The 16,272-nt window shown below is 65.9% G+C and carries 11 protein-coding genes; 6 read left to right on the top strand and 5 right to left on the bottom strand.

Annotated features, from left to right (window positions below):
• Positions 1 to 41 precede the first annotated feature (41 nt).
• Positions 42 to 2,648, top strand: a complete 2,607-nt coding sequence (locus E0501_RS00795; RefSeq protein ID WP_137699457.1) for a cation-translocating P-type ATPase — start codon at positions 42 to 44, stop codon at positions 2,646 to 2,648.
• Here the strand turns inward: E0501_RS00795 and E0501_RS00790 are convergent.
• Positions 2,645 to 3,415, bottom strand: coding sequence for a sulfite exporter TauE/SafE family protein (locus E0501_RS00790; RefSeq protein ID WP_137699456.1), 771 nt, complete (start codon positions 3,413 to 3,415; stop codon positions 2,645 to 2,647). The two genes, E0501_RS00795 and E0501_RS00790, sit on opposite strands and share 4 nt — an antisense overlap.
• Before the next feature lie 173 nt (positions 3,416 to 3,588).
• Between E0501_RS00790 and E0501_RS00785 the strand changes: the two genes are divergently transcribed.
• The 3 genes from E0501_RS00785 to metG all read left to right on the top strand — a co-directional run bounded on the left by E0501_RS00785 (position 3,589) and on the right by metG (position 8,449).
• The gene (locus E0501_RS00785) at positions 3,589 to 5,247 is read left to right on the top strand and encodes an acyl-CoA dehydrogenase family protein (protein ID WP_235857716.1); all 1,659 of its coding nucleotides are present in this window, start codon (positions 3,589 to 3,591) and stop codon (positions 5,245 to 5,247) included.
• Between the two features lie 209 nt (positions 5,248 to 5,456).
• On the top strand, positions 5,457 to 6,677 hold the full coding sequence (locus E0501_RS00780) for an MFS transporter (protein WP_137699454.1): 1,221 nt from the start codon (positions 5,457 to 5,459) through the stop codon (positions 6,675 to 6,677).
• 59 nt (positions 6,678 to 6,736) lie between these two features.
• The gene (gene metG / locus E0501_RS00775; RefSeq protein ID WP_137699453.1) at positions 6,737 to 8,449 is read left to right on the top strand and encodes a methionine--tRNA ligase; all 1,713 of its coding nucleotides are present in this window, start codon (positions 6,737 to 6,739) and stop codon (positions 8,447 to 8,449) included.
• Positions 8,450 to 8,705: 256 nt separating this feature from the next.
• Here metG and E0501_RS00770 read toward each other — a convergent pair whose 3' ends face one another.
• Positions 8,706 to 9,956, bottom strand: a complete 1,251-nt coding sequence (locus E0501_RS00770) for an aminotransferase class V-fold PLP-dependent enzyme (protein ID WP_137699452.1) — start codon at positions 9,954 to 9,956, stop codon at positions 8,706 to 8,708.
• Positions 9,957 to 10,068: 112 nt separating this feature from the next.
• Entirely contained in the window at positions 10,069 to 11,352 is a 1,284-nt protein-coding gene (gene glyA / locus E0501_RS00765) for a serine hydroxymethyltransferase (protein ID WP_137699451.1), read from the bottom strand.
• A 170-nt stretch (positions 11,353 to 11,522) separates the two neighbouring features.
• Here glyA and E0501_RS00760 point away from each other — a divergent pair, with 170 nt between their 5' ends.
• The gene (locus tag E0501_RS00760) at positions 11,523 to 12,293 is read left to right on the top strand and encodes an NAD kinase (protein ID WP_137699450.1); all 771 of its coding nucleotides are present in this window, start codon (positions 11,523 to 11,525) and stop codon (positions 12,291 to 12,293) included.
• Positions 12,294 to 12,359: 66 nt separating this feature from the next.
• Here E0501_RS00760 and E0501_RS00755 read toward each other — a convergent pair whose 3' ends face one another.
• Positions 12,360 to 13,589: a hydroxymethylglutaryl-CoA reductase, degradative gene (locus E0501_RS00755; RefSeq protein ID WP_137699449.1), complete on the bottom strand. Its 1,230-nt coding sequence runs from the start codon at positions 13,587 to 13,589 to the stop codon at positions 12,360 to 12,362.
• A gap of 97 nt (positions 13,590 to 13,686) precedes the next feature.
• Complete coding sequence (gene prpE, locus E0501_RS00750) at positions 13,687 to 15,576, bottom strand: propionate-CoA ligase PrpE (protein WP_137699448.1); 1,890 nt, start codon at positions 15,574 to 15,576, stop codon at positions 13,687 to 13,689.
• Positions 15,577 to 15,904: 328 nt separating this feature from the next.
• On the opposite strand from prpE, the gene E0501_RS21310 reads away from it, so the two are divergent.
• On the top strand, positions 15,905 to 16,270 hold the full coding sequence (locus E0501_RS21310) for a hypothetical protein (RefSeq protein ID WP_137699447.1): 366 nt from the start codon (positions 15,905 to 15,907) through the stop codon (positions 16,268 to 16,270).
• Positions 16,271 to 16,272: the final 2 nt, after the last annotated feature.

Genomic DNA, 16,272 nt, shown 5'->3' with positions numbered 1-16,272 from the left:
AAATCAATTCGGCCCGCCCGCGAGATGGATAATATGTGCGCATGGCACAACCGGATACGACAGAGTCGGCTGACAGTTCCGCCCCGATACGGCAAACGACCGGGCTGACCTCGGAGGAGGCCGCCCGGCGCCTGGCCGAGTTCGGCCCCAACACCGTGGCCGAGGCACGCGTGACGCCGCCCTGGGTGATCCTGCTTAAACAGTTCACGGGTACGCTGGTGCTGCTCCTGATCGCCGCCGCGGTCATCGCGCTGGCGCTGGGCGAAAAGATCGACGCCATCGCCATCGGGCTCGTCGTGGTGCTGAACGGCGTGCTGGGCTTTTTCCAAGAATGGCAGGCCGAAACGGCGCTGGCCGGCCTGCGCAAGATGCTCTCGGCCCGGGCCGAGGTGATCCGCGATGGCCGGCCGCTGGAAATCGACACCCGCGACCTGGTGCCGGGCGATCTCGTACTGATCGGCGCGGGCGACCGGGTGCCGGCCGACCTGTCACTGACCAACGCGCTGGAGATGCGCGCCGACGAAAGCGTGCTGACCGGCGAATCCTTCCCCGTCGACAAATCCGTGGGCGGCGCCGACGGGCGTGGCGATCTGCTGATGGGCACGGCGGTGGTGGCCGGGCGCGGCGAGGGCATCGTCACCGGCACTGGCGCGCGCACCGCCTTCGGCCAGATCGCGGTGATGGCTGGCTCGGTCGAAGAACAAGAGACCCACCTGTCGCAACAACTCAAGCGGCTGGCCCGCCAGTTGGGGCTTGCCGCCGTCAGCGTGGGCGCGGCGATTGCCGCCATCGGCATCTACGTGGGCCGCAGCGTGACCGAAATGGTCATGGTCGGCCTGTCGATGGCCGTGGCCGTGGTGCCCGAGGGCCTGCCGGCGGTCGTCACCATCTCGCTTGCCCTTGGGGCCGCGGCGATGGCCCGGCGCAACGCGCTGGCGCGGCACCTGCAGGCGGTGGAGACACTCGGCGCGGCCTCGGTCATCTGCACCGACAAGACCGGCACCCTGACCGAAAACCGCATGACCGCGCAGTTCCTGTGGATCGGCGGGCAGACCTACGAGGCCAGCGGAACGGGCTATGACCCGGCCGGGCGCATCACGCGCAACGGCGCCCCGGTGCGCCATGCCGACGACGCGGATCTTGCCGCCGCGCTCGAAGTGGCCCTTGGCTGCACCAACGCATCGCTGGTGCGCGAAGGATCCGACTGGCGGATGATCGGCGACCCGACCGAGGGCGCGCTGGTGACGCTCGCCTACAAGGGCTGGACCCCGATCCCGAAAATCCCCGCACTGGATGAAAAGCCGTTTTCGTCCGAGCGCAAGCGGATGAGCGTGCTGCGCAGGATCGACAGCGAAACCGTGCTGCTGATGAAAGGTGCGCCCGAAACCGTGCTGGAGCATTGCACGCACTGGCGCGGCCCCGGCGGCAGCGCCGCGCTGGACGCGGCGGCGCGGCAGGCGATCCTGAACGCAAAAACCGACATGACGGCGCAGGGCCACCGGGTGATCGCGCTGGCGCGCCGGACGGCCAGCACCGACGACGCCGAGGAAACGGATCTCGAGTTCATCGCGCTGGCCAGCCTGATCGACCCACCGCGCGCCGAGGTTGCCGAGGCGATCCGCGATTGCGGCCGCGCGGGCATCCGGGTGGTGATGATCACCGGCGACGATCCCAACACCGCCCGTGCCATCGCCGTCTCGATCGGGCTCGATATCGACCGGGCGGTCACCGGAGCCGAGCTGGACGAGATCGACGATGCCGCGCTGAAGGAACTGCTGCAGGAAAACGTGCTCTTTGCCCGCACCGCGCCGCAGCACAAGATGCGGCTGGTCGAGGCGTTGCAGGACAGCGGCAAGATCGTCGCCATGACCGGCGACGGGGTGAACGACGCGCCCGCGCTCAAACGCGCCGATATCGGCGTGGCGATGGGCATCCGCGGCACCGACGTGGCCAAGGACGCCTCGGATCTTGTCCTGCTCGACGACAATTTCGCCACCATCGCCGCCGCCATCCGCGAGGGCCGCCGCCAGTTCGAGAACATCCGCCGCTTCGTGCGCTACCTGCTGTCCTCGAACGCGGGCGAGGTTCTGGCGATCGTAGCCAACGTGGCCTTCGGCGGGCCGCTCATTTTCCTGCCGACGCAGATCCTGTGGATGAACCTGATCACCGATGGCATCACCGCGCTGGCGCTGGGGCTGGAAAAGGCCACGCCCGAACAGATGCGCGTGCCCCCACGCGCGCTCGACAGGGGCATTCTCGATAGGCCCGCCTTCCTGATGATCTGCGCTTTCGGCCTCTATACCGGCACCGCCAGCCTCTACATCTTCTATACGCTCATGCCCGAGGGCGAAGCGCTGGCGCGCACCGCCGCCTTCACCGGCATCGTCCTGTTCGAAAAAACCAGCGTTTTCGCCTTCCGTTCGTTCACCCGCAGCTGCACCGCGCTGGGATGGTTCTCGAACCGCTGGCTGATCCTCGCCTTCGCCTTGATGCTGGCCTCGCAGCTGGCCGCCGTCTACTGGCCGCCGCTGCAAACGCTGTTGCGCACGGCGCCGCTGGGCTGGGAGCACTGGCAGATGATCGGCCTTCTGTGCCTGCCGATCCTCGTGGTGCCGGAAGTGATCAAGATGGCGATGGCGCGGCGCTAACCCATCAGCCCTCGGCGGATCAGGTTCAGCCCGGCAAAGATCAGCACGATCAGCGTGGCGCGCTGGAACAGGCGCTGGTCGATCCGGTCCTGCAAGTGCAGCCCGATCCACATGCCGGCCAGCGCCGGGGCCAGCGTGGCCAGCGCAAAGGGCAGCGTTTCCCAGCGCAGCACACCCGAGCCGATATGCGCCCCCACCAGCGCGACCGAGCCCAGTCCGTAAAGCACCCCCTGGATGCGCACCTGGTCGAGCTTGGGCGTATCGAGCGCGGTCAGAAACAGCACCGTGGGCGGCCCCCATGTGCCGGAAAACCCGCCCATCGCACCCGCGAGCGCCCCCACGCCCGCCTGCGCCACGGTTTCGCGAGCGGCCGGGATGCGCGGGCGCCAGCCACGCAGCTGCAACAGCGTGAACACGGTCACCGGCACGCCGATCAGGATGAACATCATCTGCGCCGGGATAGCGCGCACCAGCTGCGCGCTGGCCACCAGCATCACGCCGCCGACGATGATGAACACCCGGAACGCCCGGAGCGAGCCCAGCGCCGCGCGCGGCCCCTGCCGGAACCCCTGCCAGGCATTGCCCACCAGCGTCGGGATCAGCAGCCCCGCCAGCGCCAGTTCCGGCGCGATCACACTGCCCATGCCCGAAATCATGATCAGCGGCATGGCAAAGCCGACAATACCCTTGACCACCCCGGCAAAGAGCGTGATCGACAGGCACAGCGCCAGTTCCGTCGGGGTTACAAGGGCAAAGAGCGTGTCCATGCCCCCTCATAGCATTGCCGGCGCGTGCTGCACCCGCAAAATCATCCACGCAAGAAATGAACAAAACGCAGGGTCACAAGGGTATATTTGTTGCGCTGCACCTGCGAAATGACTAAACACCCCGGGTGAGCAAAAAGGGGACCCGATTCATGCCCAAGGATTCGCAAAGCGCCATGACCGACACCGTTCTTCTGCCCGATCTTCTGAGCCTGACCGCCGCTGCCGTGGCCCCGGCCGAGGCCGTCCTCGACAAGGCCACCACCGCCGTGCGCGGGATGGTCAGCGCAGATGGCCGCGTTTCGGCCGGCCTGCTGGAGGCAAACCAGGGCGCGGCGCATGGTCTCGCGTGGCTGGCGACCTATGTCGAATCCCTGCGCCAGATGCAAAACTGGGCCGAGCGGGTCAGCGACCAGGACAAGTTCGGCGAGGTCGAGCAGCTGATTCACCAGATCGCGTTCGGCGAATACCTCTGGCAGCTTTACGGCGGCATGCAGATGAACCAGGGCGAGATCATCCGCCTGCAGGACATGGGCCTTTCGCAGGACGATGCCCGCGCGCTGATGACGCCCGAGGTGATGACGCTCTGCGAAAAGGGCAACACCCAGGCCGCGCGCCTGGCGCTGGTTGCGCTGATGCAGGAGCGCAGCGCCGAGATCACCGTGGGCGCAACCGGCCTCGATGAAGAGCTCGAGATGATCCGCGAACAGTTCCGCCGCTACGCGGTGGAAAAGGTCGAACCCTTCGCTCATGAATGGCACCTCAAGGACGAGCTCATCCCGATGGAGGTGATCGAGGAACTGGCCGAGATGGGCGTCTTCGGCCTGACCATCCCCGAGGAATACGGCGGCTTCGGCCTCTCGAAAGCCTCGATGGTCGTCGTCTCCGAGGAGCTGAGCCGCGGCTATATCGGCGTGGGCAGCCTGGGCACCCGCAGCGAGATCGCCGCCGAGCTGATCGAGGGCGGCGGCACCGACGCGCAGAAGGAATACTGGCTGCCCAAGATCGCCAGCGCCGAGATCCTGCCGACGGCCGTTTTCACCGAGCCCAACACCGGCTCGGACCTGGGCAGCCTGCGCACCCGCGCGGTCAAGGACGGCGACGACTACCGCATCACCGGTAACAAGACCTGGATCACCCACGCCGCACGCACCCATGTGATGACGCTCCTGGCGCGCACCGATCCCGACAGCACCGATCACCGCGGCCTTTCCATGTTCCTGGCCGAAAAAACGCCGGGCACCGATGAGGCCCCCTTCCCCACCGAAGGCATGACCGGCGGCGAGATCGAGGTGCTGGGCTATCGCGGCATGAAGGAATACGAGCTGGGCTTCGACAATTTCCACGTGAAGGGCGACAACCTTCTGGGCGGGGTCGAGGGCCAGGGCTTCAAGCAGTTGATGAAAACCTTCGAGGCCGCCCGCATCCAGACCGCCGCCCGCGCCGTGGGCGTGGCGCAATCGGCGCTCGATGAAGGCATGCGCTATGCCCAGGACCGCAAGCAGTTCGGCAAATCGCTGATCGAGTTTCCGCGCGTCGCCTCGAAACTGGCGATGATGGCGGTGGAAATCATGGTCGCCCGCCAGCTGACATATTTCAGCGCCTGGGAAAAAGACAACGATCGCCGCTGCGATCTCGAGGCCGGGATGGCGAAACTGCTGGGCGCACGCGTGGCCTGGGCCGCGGCCGACAACGCGCTGCAGATCCACGGCGGCAACGGCTTCGCGCTGGAATACAAGATCAGCCGCATCCTGTGCGATGCGCGTATCCTGAACATTTTTGAAGGCGCGGCCGAGATCCAGGCCCAGGTGATCGCCCGGCGCCTTCTGGGCTGAACGCTCTCGAACGGCGTGCCTTCGGCACACAGGTTGCTTTGGCAGGGGGCGCTCGCGCCCCCTCTTGCTTCGCAATTCACCCCCTGAAGGTATTTGCGGTCAGATGAAGCAGGGGATCTGGCCGCCCCGCGCGTGGCGCGGCGGAAAGCGACACGGTTTGTCGCGTCCCCACTTGCCCGGGACCCGCGGCACGGGCCAAGGTGCCGGGTATGCGCCTGCTGATTTCCTTCGCTGCCCTGTTCCTGTCGGTCCTGCTGCTGCAGCTGTCGACCGGAGGCGTGGGGCCGCTCGATGCGCTCTCGGGCCTGGCGCTCGATTTCACCAAGGCGCAGATCGGCATGCTGGGCTCGGCACATTTCCTGGGCTTCTTCATCGGCTGCTGGTGGGCGCCGCGGCTGATGGGTTCGGTCGGCCATTCGCGCGCCTTTGCCGCCTTCACCGCCTCCGGCGCCATCGGCCTGCTGGCGCATTACCTGGTGATCGACGCCTATGCCTGGGCGCTGTTTCGCATCGCCTCGGGCTTCTGTGTCGCTGGCTGCTATACCGTGGTCGAGGCGTGGTTGCAGGCGAAGGTCACCAACGAAACCCGCGGCCGCACCATGGGGGTCTACCGGGTGGTGGACATGACCGGCTCGCTCGCGGCGCAGCTGGTGATCTCGGTGCTCGAGCCTGCCTCTTATGTCTCCTACAACCTGCTGGCGCTGTTGTGCTGCGCGGCGCTTTTACCGCTCACCCTGACGCGGACCGAACAGCCCGAAACCCCCGATGCGCCGCGGCTGCACCCGATGCTGGCCGTCACACGCTCACCGCTGGCCGCCGCCGGCGTGGTGGTCGCCGCGCTTTCTTCGGCCTCGTTCCGGATGGTCGGGCCGGTCTACGGGCAGGAGGTGGGCCTCGTCACCGACCAGATCGCCTGGTTTCTTGCCGCCTTCGTGCTGGGTGGCGCGCTGGCGCAGTACCCGGTGGGATGGCTCGCCGACCGGTTCGACCGGCGCTGGGTGCTGATCGGCATGTCGCTGGCGGCGGTGGCCAGCTGTGCGGCCACCGCGCTGATGACCGGCCTTTCGACCACGGGCATCATGCTCAATGCCGGGATCTTCGGGCTCACCACCTTCCCGATCTACTCGATCTCGGCGGCGCACGCGCATGACTTTGCCGAATCCCATGAACGGGTCGAACTGTCGGCGGCGCTGATGTTCTGGTTCGCCGTGGGCGCCATCGCCGCGCCCTACCTCGCCTCGTGGCTGATGGAGGCCTTTGGCCCGCCGGCGCTTTTCGTCATGATCGCGGTGGGCCATATCGTCCTGGTGGTTTTCGGCCTGACCCGGATGCGCGTGCGCGCCGCGCCCGAGACCCGTACCGCCTATGTCTGGGCGCCGCGCACATCGTTCCTCGTCGGCCGCCTCTTCGGCAAATCGCGCGAGCGCTAGAACTCATCCACGCGATGGTCTAAAGGGGGCGCGAAACCCAAGACACCCCGGAGCCGACCATGGCACGCCACCTCATCACCTCCGCGATCCCCTACATCAACGGGATCAAGCACCTCGGCAACCTCGTGGGCAGCCAGCTGCCGGCGGACCTCTTTGCCCGCTACCAGCGCGCCCGCGGCAACGAGGTACTGTTTCTCTGCGCCACCGACGAGCACGGCACGCCCGCCGAACTGGCCGCCGCCAAGGCCGGGCAGGACGTCGCCGACTATTGCGCCGAGATGCACCTGGTGCAGGCCCAGATCGCCGAGGGGTTCCGCCTGTCCTTCGATCATTTCGGCCGTTCCTCGAGCCCGGAAAACCACAAGCTGACCCAGCATTTCGCGGCCAGGCTCTACGAGGCGGGGCTGATCGGCGAAGTGGTCGAGAAACAGATGTATTCGCCCACCGACGGCCGCTTCCTGCCTGACCGCTATATCGAGGGCACCTGCCCCAATTGCGGCTATGACAGCGCGCGCGGCGACCAGTGCGACAACTGCACCAAGCAGCTCGATCCGGTGGACCTGATCAACCCGCATTCCACGATCTCGGGCGCCACCGACCTCGAGATGCGCGAGACCAAGCACCTCTACCTGCTGCAATCCAAGATGAAGGATCAGCTGGAAGAGTGGATCGACACGCGCGAAGGCTGGCCTGTGCTGACCACATCGATCGCCAAGAAATGGCTTAACGATGGCGACGGGTTGCAGGATCGCGGGATCACCCGCGATCTCGACTGGGGCATCCCGGTCAAACGCGGCGACGAGGACTGGCCGGGCATGGAGGGCAAGGTCTTCTACGTCTGGTTCGACGCGCCGATCGAATATATCGCCTGCGCGCAGGAATGGGTGAACGCGAACAAGGGCGACAACTGGGAACGCTGGTGGCGCACCGACAAGGGCGCGGACGACGTGACCTATACCCAGTTTATGGGCAAGGATAACGTGCCCTTCCACACGCTCAGCTTCCCGGCCACGATCCTCGGCTCGGGCGAGCCGTGGAAGCTCGTCGATTACATTAAGAGCTTCAATTACCTCAACTACGACGGCGGCCAGTTCTCCACCTCGCGCGGTCGGGGCGTGTTCATGGACCAGGCGCTGGAAATCCTGCCGGCCGATTACTGGCGCTGGTGGCTTCTGTCCCACGTGCCGGAAACCTCGGATTCGGAATTCACCTGGGAAAGCTTCCAGAGCGGCGTGAACAAGGACCTGGCCGACGTGCTGGGCAATTTCGTCAGCCGCGTGACCAAGTTCTGCCGCTCGAAATTCGGCCTCAACGTGCCCGAGGGCGGCGAGATGGGGGCACGCGAACAGGCGCTGATTGACGAGTTGACCACGCGCATCCGCGCCTACGAGGCGAACATGGAAGCGATGGAGGTGCGCAAATCGGCGCATGAGCTGCGCGCGATCTGGTCGGCGGGCAACGAATACCTGCAAGAGGCCGCGCCCTGGGCCACGTTCAAGGAAGACGAGGCGCGGGCGGCGATGCAGATCCGGCTGGCGTTGAACCTGATCCGGCTCTACGCGGTTCTGTCGGCACCGTTCATCCCCGATGCCGCCGCGCGGCTCTTCTCGGCGATGAACACGCTCGATACCGGCTGGCCCGATGACGTGGCCACGGCCCTCGGCGCACTGCCCGCGGGCCACCATTTCGACGTGCCCGACAACCTGTTTTCGAAAATCACCGACGAACAACGCGAAGAGTGGCAAACCCGCTTCGCCGGTACACGCGACTGAGACGAGGTTTTGCGCCGCGCTGACGCGCGTCGCGGCGGGGCGGGGCCTCGGCTGACGCCTCGGCCCCGCGCTCGCATCATGGCAGGCGCTTTCGCGAAAGACCTGCGCAGCCAGACATCTCGGGCCAATCGAGTATTTTTGCCAAGAAAGAACCAGGTGCGCCGCGGCTCTCGCGACCATGCTCTTTCTTGGTCCAAATACTCAAATGCGCGCCCTGTCGATCCACACATAGGTCGCGGTGGGTCAGGTCCGCAGTTCAGCCGGCGATATCCTGCATCACCGACAGGAACCGGGCCACTTCGGCCAGGGAATTGTAATGGCACATCGACACCCGCACGCAGCCATCAAGCCCCAGCGGGTCAAGCACATTGCCGGAATAGTGGTCGGCCTTGCGCAAGTGCGTGCGCACCCCCTCGGCGTTGAGCCGCGCCACCACATCGGCGGCCGCCACGCCGTCGACCGTCAGCGACACCAGCCCCTCTCTCGCAGGGTTGTCGACGCCGCCGATGAGGCCCACCTTTTCCATCTGCGCGAGCCCCGGCAGGTTGCCGGTACCGTGGATCATCGCCTCGGTCAGGCGCGCCTCGTGGTCGTGGATCGCGGCGCCGGCGGCGCGGATGCGGGCGCGGCGGTCGCTCTCGCCTGACACCTCCCCACCCAGCCAGTCGAGATAGCCGACCACGTCCGAGAAGGTGGCATAGGACCCGGTATCGCGCGTGCCCATCTCCCAGTTCTTTTCCGGACCGTTCAGCAGGTTGTTATGCGGCACCGATTCCAGCCGCGGCGACACCCAGGCCAGGCCATAGCCGTGGCGCGAAAACATCTTGTAGGGCGAGATCACGTAGCCATCGACATCAAGCTCAGCCAGGTCGATGCGCCCATGCGCCGCGTGCTGGATGCCGTCGACGATGATCAGGCAGCCGGGGCTGACCGCGCGGATCGCGGCCGCGATCGCCGCCACATCCACCCCCATGCCCGTCACCGGCGAGGTGTGCAGGATCGTCACCACCCGCGTGTCGGGCGTGATCTGCGGCGCGTAATGCTCCACCCCGACCGTGCCCGTGGCATCGTCATGGGCGACCAGCACATGGTCCATTCCGGCGATCCCCGCCCAGCGCGCGGCGGCGCTGCGCGAGGCCGGGTGTTCCAGCGTCGAGCCCAGCACCCGCCCGCCACCGGCCGAGAGGCAGGCCGCGGAAATCAGGCGAAAGAGCAGCTCGGTGCCGCTTTCGCCGACGAAGAACTGGCCTTCGTCGATATTCATCAGGTCGGCCATGTCGGCCCGCGCCCGCGCGATCACGTCCACCAAGGCATGGCTGGCGGGATTGTCGCGGCCCTGGTTGTCGGGGATGGCGGCGTAGACCGCCGAGGTTTCGACCACCGATTTCAGCGTGAGCGCCCCGCCGGCATTTTCGAAAAACACCCGCTCCCCCTGGAAGGGGCAGGTCTCCACATGCGCGAAGCGGTCGCGAATCTGGGTCAGAAGATCGTCTGAAATCAGGGGCATGAGCTCTCTCCGTCCTATCCGGGCGAAACGCTATCGCGCGGCAAAAGAAAAGGCCACCGCAACTGCGGTGGCCCCTCCGAAATTCGTAGGGTGGGCTTCAGCCCACCTTTCCTCACAGCTCGGGATAAAGCGGGAAGCGCGCGCAGAGCGCGGCCACTTCGGCCTTCACCTTGTCCTCGACCGCGCCGTTGCCGTCTTCGCCATTGGCGGCCAGCCCGTCGACCACCTCGATGATCCAGTCACCGATCTGGCGGAACTCGGCCTCCATGAAGCCGCGCGTGGTGCCCGCGGGCGACCCGAGACGCACGCCGCTGGTGATCGTCGGTTTTTCCGGGTCGAACGGCACGCCGTTCTTGTTACAGGTGATATGCGCGCGGCCCAGCGCCTTTTCGGTGGCGTTGCCCTTCACGCCCTTGGGCCGCAGATCGACCAGCAGAACATGCGTGTCGGTGCCGCCGGTGACGATATCAAGGCCCCCCTTCATCAGCTGGTCGGAGAGCGCCTGGGCGTTTGTCACCACGTTCTGGATATAGGTCTTGAACTCCGGGCGCAGCGCCTCGCCGAAGGCCACGGCCTTGGCGGCGATCACGTGCATCAGCGGGCCACCCTGGATGCCGGGGAAGATGGCCGAGTTGACTTTCTTGGCGATCGCCTCGTCATTCGTCAGGATCATGCCGCCGCGCGGGCCGCGCAACGTCTTGTGCGTGGTAGTGGTGGCCACATGCGCATGCGGGAAGGGACTGGGGTGTTCGCCCGCCGCGACCAGCCCGGCAAAATGGGCCATGTCGACATGCAGGTAGGCGCCCACCATGTCGGCGATCTCGCGCATCTTCGCGAAATCGATCTGGCGCGGAATGGCCGAGCCGCCGGCGATGATCAGCTTCGGCTGGTGCTCTTTGGCCAGCGCCTCGACCTGGTCATAGTCCAAGAGGTTGTCCTGCTTGCGCACGCCGTATTGCACCGCGTTGAACCACTTGCCCGACTGGTTGGGCGCGGCGCCATGGGTCAGGTGCCCACCGGCATCGAGGCTCATACCCAGGATCGTGTCGCCGGGCTGCAGAAGCGCCTGGTAGACGCCCTGGTTGGCCTGGCTGCCCGAGTTGGGCTGCACGTTGGCGAAACCGCAGCCGAACAGCTCTTTCGCCCGCTCGATCGCCAGGTTCTCGGCGATGTCGACGAACTGGCAGCCACCGTAATAGCGCCGGCCCGGGTAGCCTTCGGCGTATTTGTTGGTCATCACACTGCCCTGCGCTTCCATCACGGCGGCGCTGACGATGTTTTCCGACGCGATCAGTTCGATCTCGTCGCGCTGGCGGCCCAGCTCCTTTTCGATGGCCTCGAAAATCTCGGGGTCGCGGCTCTCGAGCTTCTCGGTGAAAAAGCCGGGGTTCGACATGGGGCAAATCTCCGTCGTTGACTGTTTGCGCGTTGTGTTGTGCGTTCTCCTAATGCATTGCACCATGGGCGGGAAGGCCTCAATGCGACCATTCCGCTTGCCAGCGCGGCCTTCATCGTGCAGGTGATGAACATCCGCTCCGATCCGACACCGCTGCGCCGATGGGAAACATGGCCGAACCTGAGATCAAGATCGCCTTCACCGCCTCGGATGCGCCGGTTGCGCAGACCGCGCGCGCCGCGCTGACCGGCCGCTATGGCAACGTGCCCGAGGAGCAGGCCGACGTGATCGTGGCCCTGGGCGGCGACGGGTTCATGCTGCACACGCTGCACCGCACGCAGAATCTCGATGCGCCGGTCTATGGCATGAACCGCGGCACCGTCGGTTTTTTGATGAACGAATATTCCGAGACCGACCTGCGCCAACGCCTGGCCGAGGCCGAGGAGACGGTGATCAACCCGCTCAGCATGCGCGCCACCCGCGCCGATGGCACCTTGCACGAAGCGCTTGCCATCAACGAGGTCTCGCTGCTGCGCATGGGCCCGCAGGCGGCCAAGCTGCGCATCACCGTCGATGGGCGGCTGCGCATGGAAGAGCTGGTCTGCGACGGCGCGCTGGTCTCAACGCCGGCGGGCTCGACCGCCTACAACTACTCGGCGCATGGGCCGATCCTGCCCATCGGTTCGGACGTGCTGGCGCTCACCGCGATCGCACCCTTCCGGCCGCGCCGCTGGCGCGGCGCGCTGCTGCCGAAAACCGCGCATGTGCGCATCGACGTGCTGGAACATGAAAAACGGCCCGTCATGGCCGATGCCGATTCCCGCTCGGTGCTCTATGTCGAGTCGGTCGAAATCCAGTCCGAACCCTCGGTCGCGCACCGGCTGCTCTTCGATCCCGGCCACGGCCTGGAAGAGCGCCTGATCCGCGAACAATTCGTCTGAAACCACGATTTTTCTGCGAAAAATCAGGCGCCGCGCCCGCGAATTTTCGCAGAAAATTCGGCTTGCTCAGCCCAGGATTTCGCGCGCCACGTCCTCGCGGATTTCGCCCCGCGCGATCATTTCCGCCGCCACCCGGTCGATCTCTTCGCCGGTCGCGCCCGCGGCGATCGCCAGGTTGCGTGCGTGCAGGCCCATGTGGCCGCGCTGGATGCCTTCGGTGGCCAGCGCCCGCAGGGCCGAGAAGTTCTGCACCAGCCCCACCGCCGCCATCACCCGGCCCAGCCGGTCGGCGGTGGCAGCGCCCATGATCTTCAGTGCCGCCTGCGCAGTGGGGTGCGCCCGCGTGGCGCCACCGACAATGCCCACCGGCATCGGCATCTCGATCTCGCCCACCAGGTCCGCGCCCTCTTTCCAGTAGCGCGTCAGCGGGCCATAGCCGTCCTTCGCGGCAAAGGCATGTGCGCCTGCCTCGAGCGCGCGGGTGTCGTTGCCGGTGGCCAGCGCCACCGCCGACACCCCGTTCATGATCCCCTTGTTATGTGTTGCCGCGCGATAGGGGTCATGCGCTGCGAATTGCCAGGCGCTGATGATCCCGTCCACCGTGTCTTCGCCGATCACCCTGGCCGGCCAGGTCGCCCGCGCCCGCACCAGCCGCCGGTCGGCCAGGTTCGACAGGATGCGCAAACCCACCTTGCCGCCGGTCCACTCCTCCAGCTTCGGCGCCAGGCGCTCGGCCATGGTGTTGACCGCATTCGCGCCCATCGCATCGCGCACGTCGACGATCAGGTGCACCACCAGGAACGGCCCGGCGATCCGCACCTCGAGGTCCCGAAACCCGCCGCCCAGTTTCACCAGCATCGGGTCACAGGCATCGCACGCGGCCGCGATTTCCTGCTTCTTCGCCTGCACCGCCGCCTGCGCCGCCGACAGGTCCTCGAGCCCGGTCACCTGCACCTGCGCGATCATGCAGGGATCGTCGGCCTCACATATCACTCCGCCCGCCTCGCGGCAGGCCCTTGCACCGTTGCACACCGCCGCGACAACGCTGCTTTCCTCACTCGCCATCGGCACCAGAACGTCCTGCCCGTCGACCACCAGGTTCGTCGCCACGCCCAGCGGCACCGCCATCACCGAAATCACGTTCTCGCTCAGGTGATCGGCCAGCTCGCCGTCATGCGCGGCCGCCGCCATCAGATGCGCCACCTGCGCATCGTCAAGCTCCGCCAGCTCGGCCACCTTGGCCAGCCGCTCCTCGCGGGTCAGATTGTGAAAACCGGGAATACGCGATGTGGTCATGGGGGTCCTCCTCTGCCGTAGCAGAGGAGCCCGCCGCGCCGCGCCCGTCAAGCAGGACGTCACGAAAAAGGCCCGGGGATTGCCCCGGGCCTCTCACTCACTTGGCGTAGCCGATTGTCTGCAGCGCCTCGGTAATCTCGTCGAGGATCGCCGGATCGTCGATCGTCGCTGGCATCTTCCAGTCCGACCCGTCGGCAATCGACACCATCGTGCCGCGCAGGATCTTGCCCGAACGCGTCTTGGGCAGCCGGTCCACCACCACGGCCAGCTTGAACGCCGCCACCGGGCCGATCTTCTCGCGCACCAGCTTCACCACCTCGGCCACGACCTCTTCGTGCGGGCGGTTGCAGCCCGCGTTGAGGCACAAAAAGCCCACCGGCAACTGGCCTTTCAACTGGTCGCTCACCCCGATCACCGCGCATTCGGCCACGTCCGGATGGCTGGCCAGAACCTCTTCCATCCCGCCGGTCGACAGGCGGTGGCCGGCCACGTTGATCACATCATCGGTACGCGCCATGATGTAAAGGTATCCGTCCTCGTCGATCATGCCTGCATCGCCGGTCTCATAGTAACCCGGGAAGGTGTTGAGGTAACTTTTCTGGAACCGCTCGGGCGCGTTCCACAGCGTCGGCAGCGTGCCCGGCGGCAGCGGCAGTTTCACCGCGATCGCACCCAGCTCCCCGGCCGGCATCGGGTTGCCGCCCTCGTCCAGCACCTGCACGTCATAGCCCGGCATCGGCACCGACGGGCTGCCCAGCTTCACCGGCAACAGCTCGATGCCCACCGGGTTCGCGGCGATGGCCCAGCCGGTTTCGGTCTGCCACCAGTGGTCGATCACCGGCACGCCCAGTTGATCCTGCGCCCAGACGATCGTGTCCGGGTCGGCCCGTTCGCCGGCCAGATAGACCACGCGCAGCCCGCTCAGGTCATATTTCTTGACGAAATCGCCCTTCGGGTCCTCGCGCTTCACGGCGCGGAACGCGGTCGGCGCGGTGAAAAAGCTCTTCACGTCATGCTCGGAAATCACCCGCCAGAAGGTGCCGGCATCGGGCGTGCCCACCGGCTTGCCCTCGAACACTATGGTGGTGTTGCCATGGATCAGCGGCGCATAGGCGATATAGCTGTGCCCGACGACCCAGCCCACATCGGACGCGGCCCAGAACACCTCGCCGGGGTCGACGTTGTAGATGTTCTTCATCGTCCAGTTCAGCGCCACCAGCTGCCCGGCGGTGTGCCGGATCACGCCCTTGGGCTGGCCCGTCGTGCCACTGGTGTAAAGGATATAGGAGGGGTGATTGCCCTCGACCGGCACGCAATCGGCGGGCTCGGCGGCTTCGACCGCCTCGACCCAGTCGAAATCGCGGCCGGGGATCAGATCGGCGACCTCTTCCTCGCGCTGCAGGATCAGGGTGAACTCGGGCTTGTGCTTGGCGATATCAATCGCGCCGTCCAGAAGCGGCTTGTATTTCACCACCCGGCCGGGCTCCAGACCGCAGCTGGCTGCGATGATCGCCTTAGGCTGCGCGTCGTCGATCCGCACCGCCAGCTCGTTCGCGGCAAAGCCGCCGAACACCACCGAATGGATCGCGCCAATGCGCCCGCAGGCCAGCATCGCCTCAAGCGCCTGCGGCACCATCGGCATGTAGATGATCACGCGATCACCCTTGTCCACGCCCTTGGCGCGCAGCGCCCCGGCCAGGCTCGCCACGCGATCCTTCAGCTCGGCATAGGTGATGGTTTCCTTGCGGCCGGTGATCGGGCTGTCATAGATGATCGCCGCCTGATCGGCGCGGCCACCCTCCACGTGCCGGTCCACCGCGTTCCAGCAGGTGTTACACTCGGCATCCGCGAACCATTCATACAGGTTGTCGCCCTTCTCGGTCAGCGCCTTCGTGGGTTTCCTGTCCCAGTCAATCGCTTCTGCGGCCTCCATCCAGAACGCTTCGGGGTCGGCCTTCCAGGCGTCATAGATTTCGCGGTATCCCATGGCATACTCCTCCTATGCTTGGCGCTCTCATATGCGCGCGGCGCCTGTCCGGGCAAGTCCGTTCCCGCCAGACGCGGCAGATGGCCGCAAAAAATTTGCATGATTTGCAATCGGCCACCAGCTAATTTTGCAAATCGTTTACGGCTTTGCAGTCCGGTTTTTCAAATCCGGGGAATTTGCAAATCCCGCGCGAGATTCAACCTCCGGCTTTTTGACAGAATCACCTTGTTTTCGCAGGCTAAGGCATATTTCAAATCATTTCCCTGAGAAGGTAGATACCATGCGCCTTGGAATTCCGGCCCTCGCCATCTTTACCCTGTCTGCTTGCATGCCCCGGCCCGAAGGTGCCGAGGTTCTGACGGGCAAGACCCTGCACGCCCGCCTTTCGGGCCAAATACTTAGCTTCGCGCCCCCGGAAGCGGCGGAAATGCCCGGTGTCGTATTTTTTGCCGCGTTGCAGCCGAACGGCATCGCCAGGATGTCGGCCACGGCAGATGGCAAACCATCACGCTTCTTTGACTCTTCCCAAAATTGGCAGGTGCGCGGTCAGACGCTTTGCATTTTCGATGGCGAGACACCCAAGGACAACGACTGCAAGCGCATCGACTGGATCACCGGCAACCAGGTTCAGGTGACCGACATCCGGCGGAGCGGCCGCAAGGACATCATTCGCGGCACGCTTACCCCACTCTGATC

It is taken from the genome of Marimonas lutisalis, from assembly GCF_005434965.1.
In the GTDB taxonomy this organism is placed as follows: domain Bacteria; phylum Pseudomonadota; class Alphaproteobacteria; order Rhodobacterales; family Rhodobacteraceae; genus Marimonas_A; species Marimonas_A lutisalis.
The sequence above is the reverse complement of the archived record's forward strand: the minus strand, read 5'-3'. Positions and strand labels throughout refer to the sequence as shown.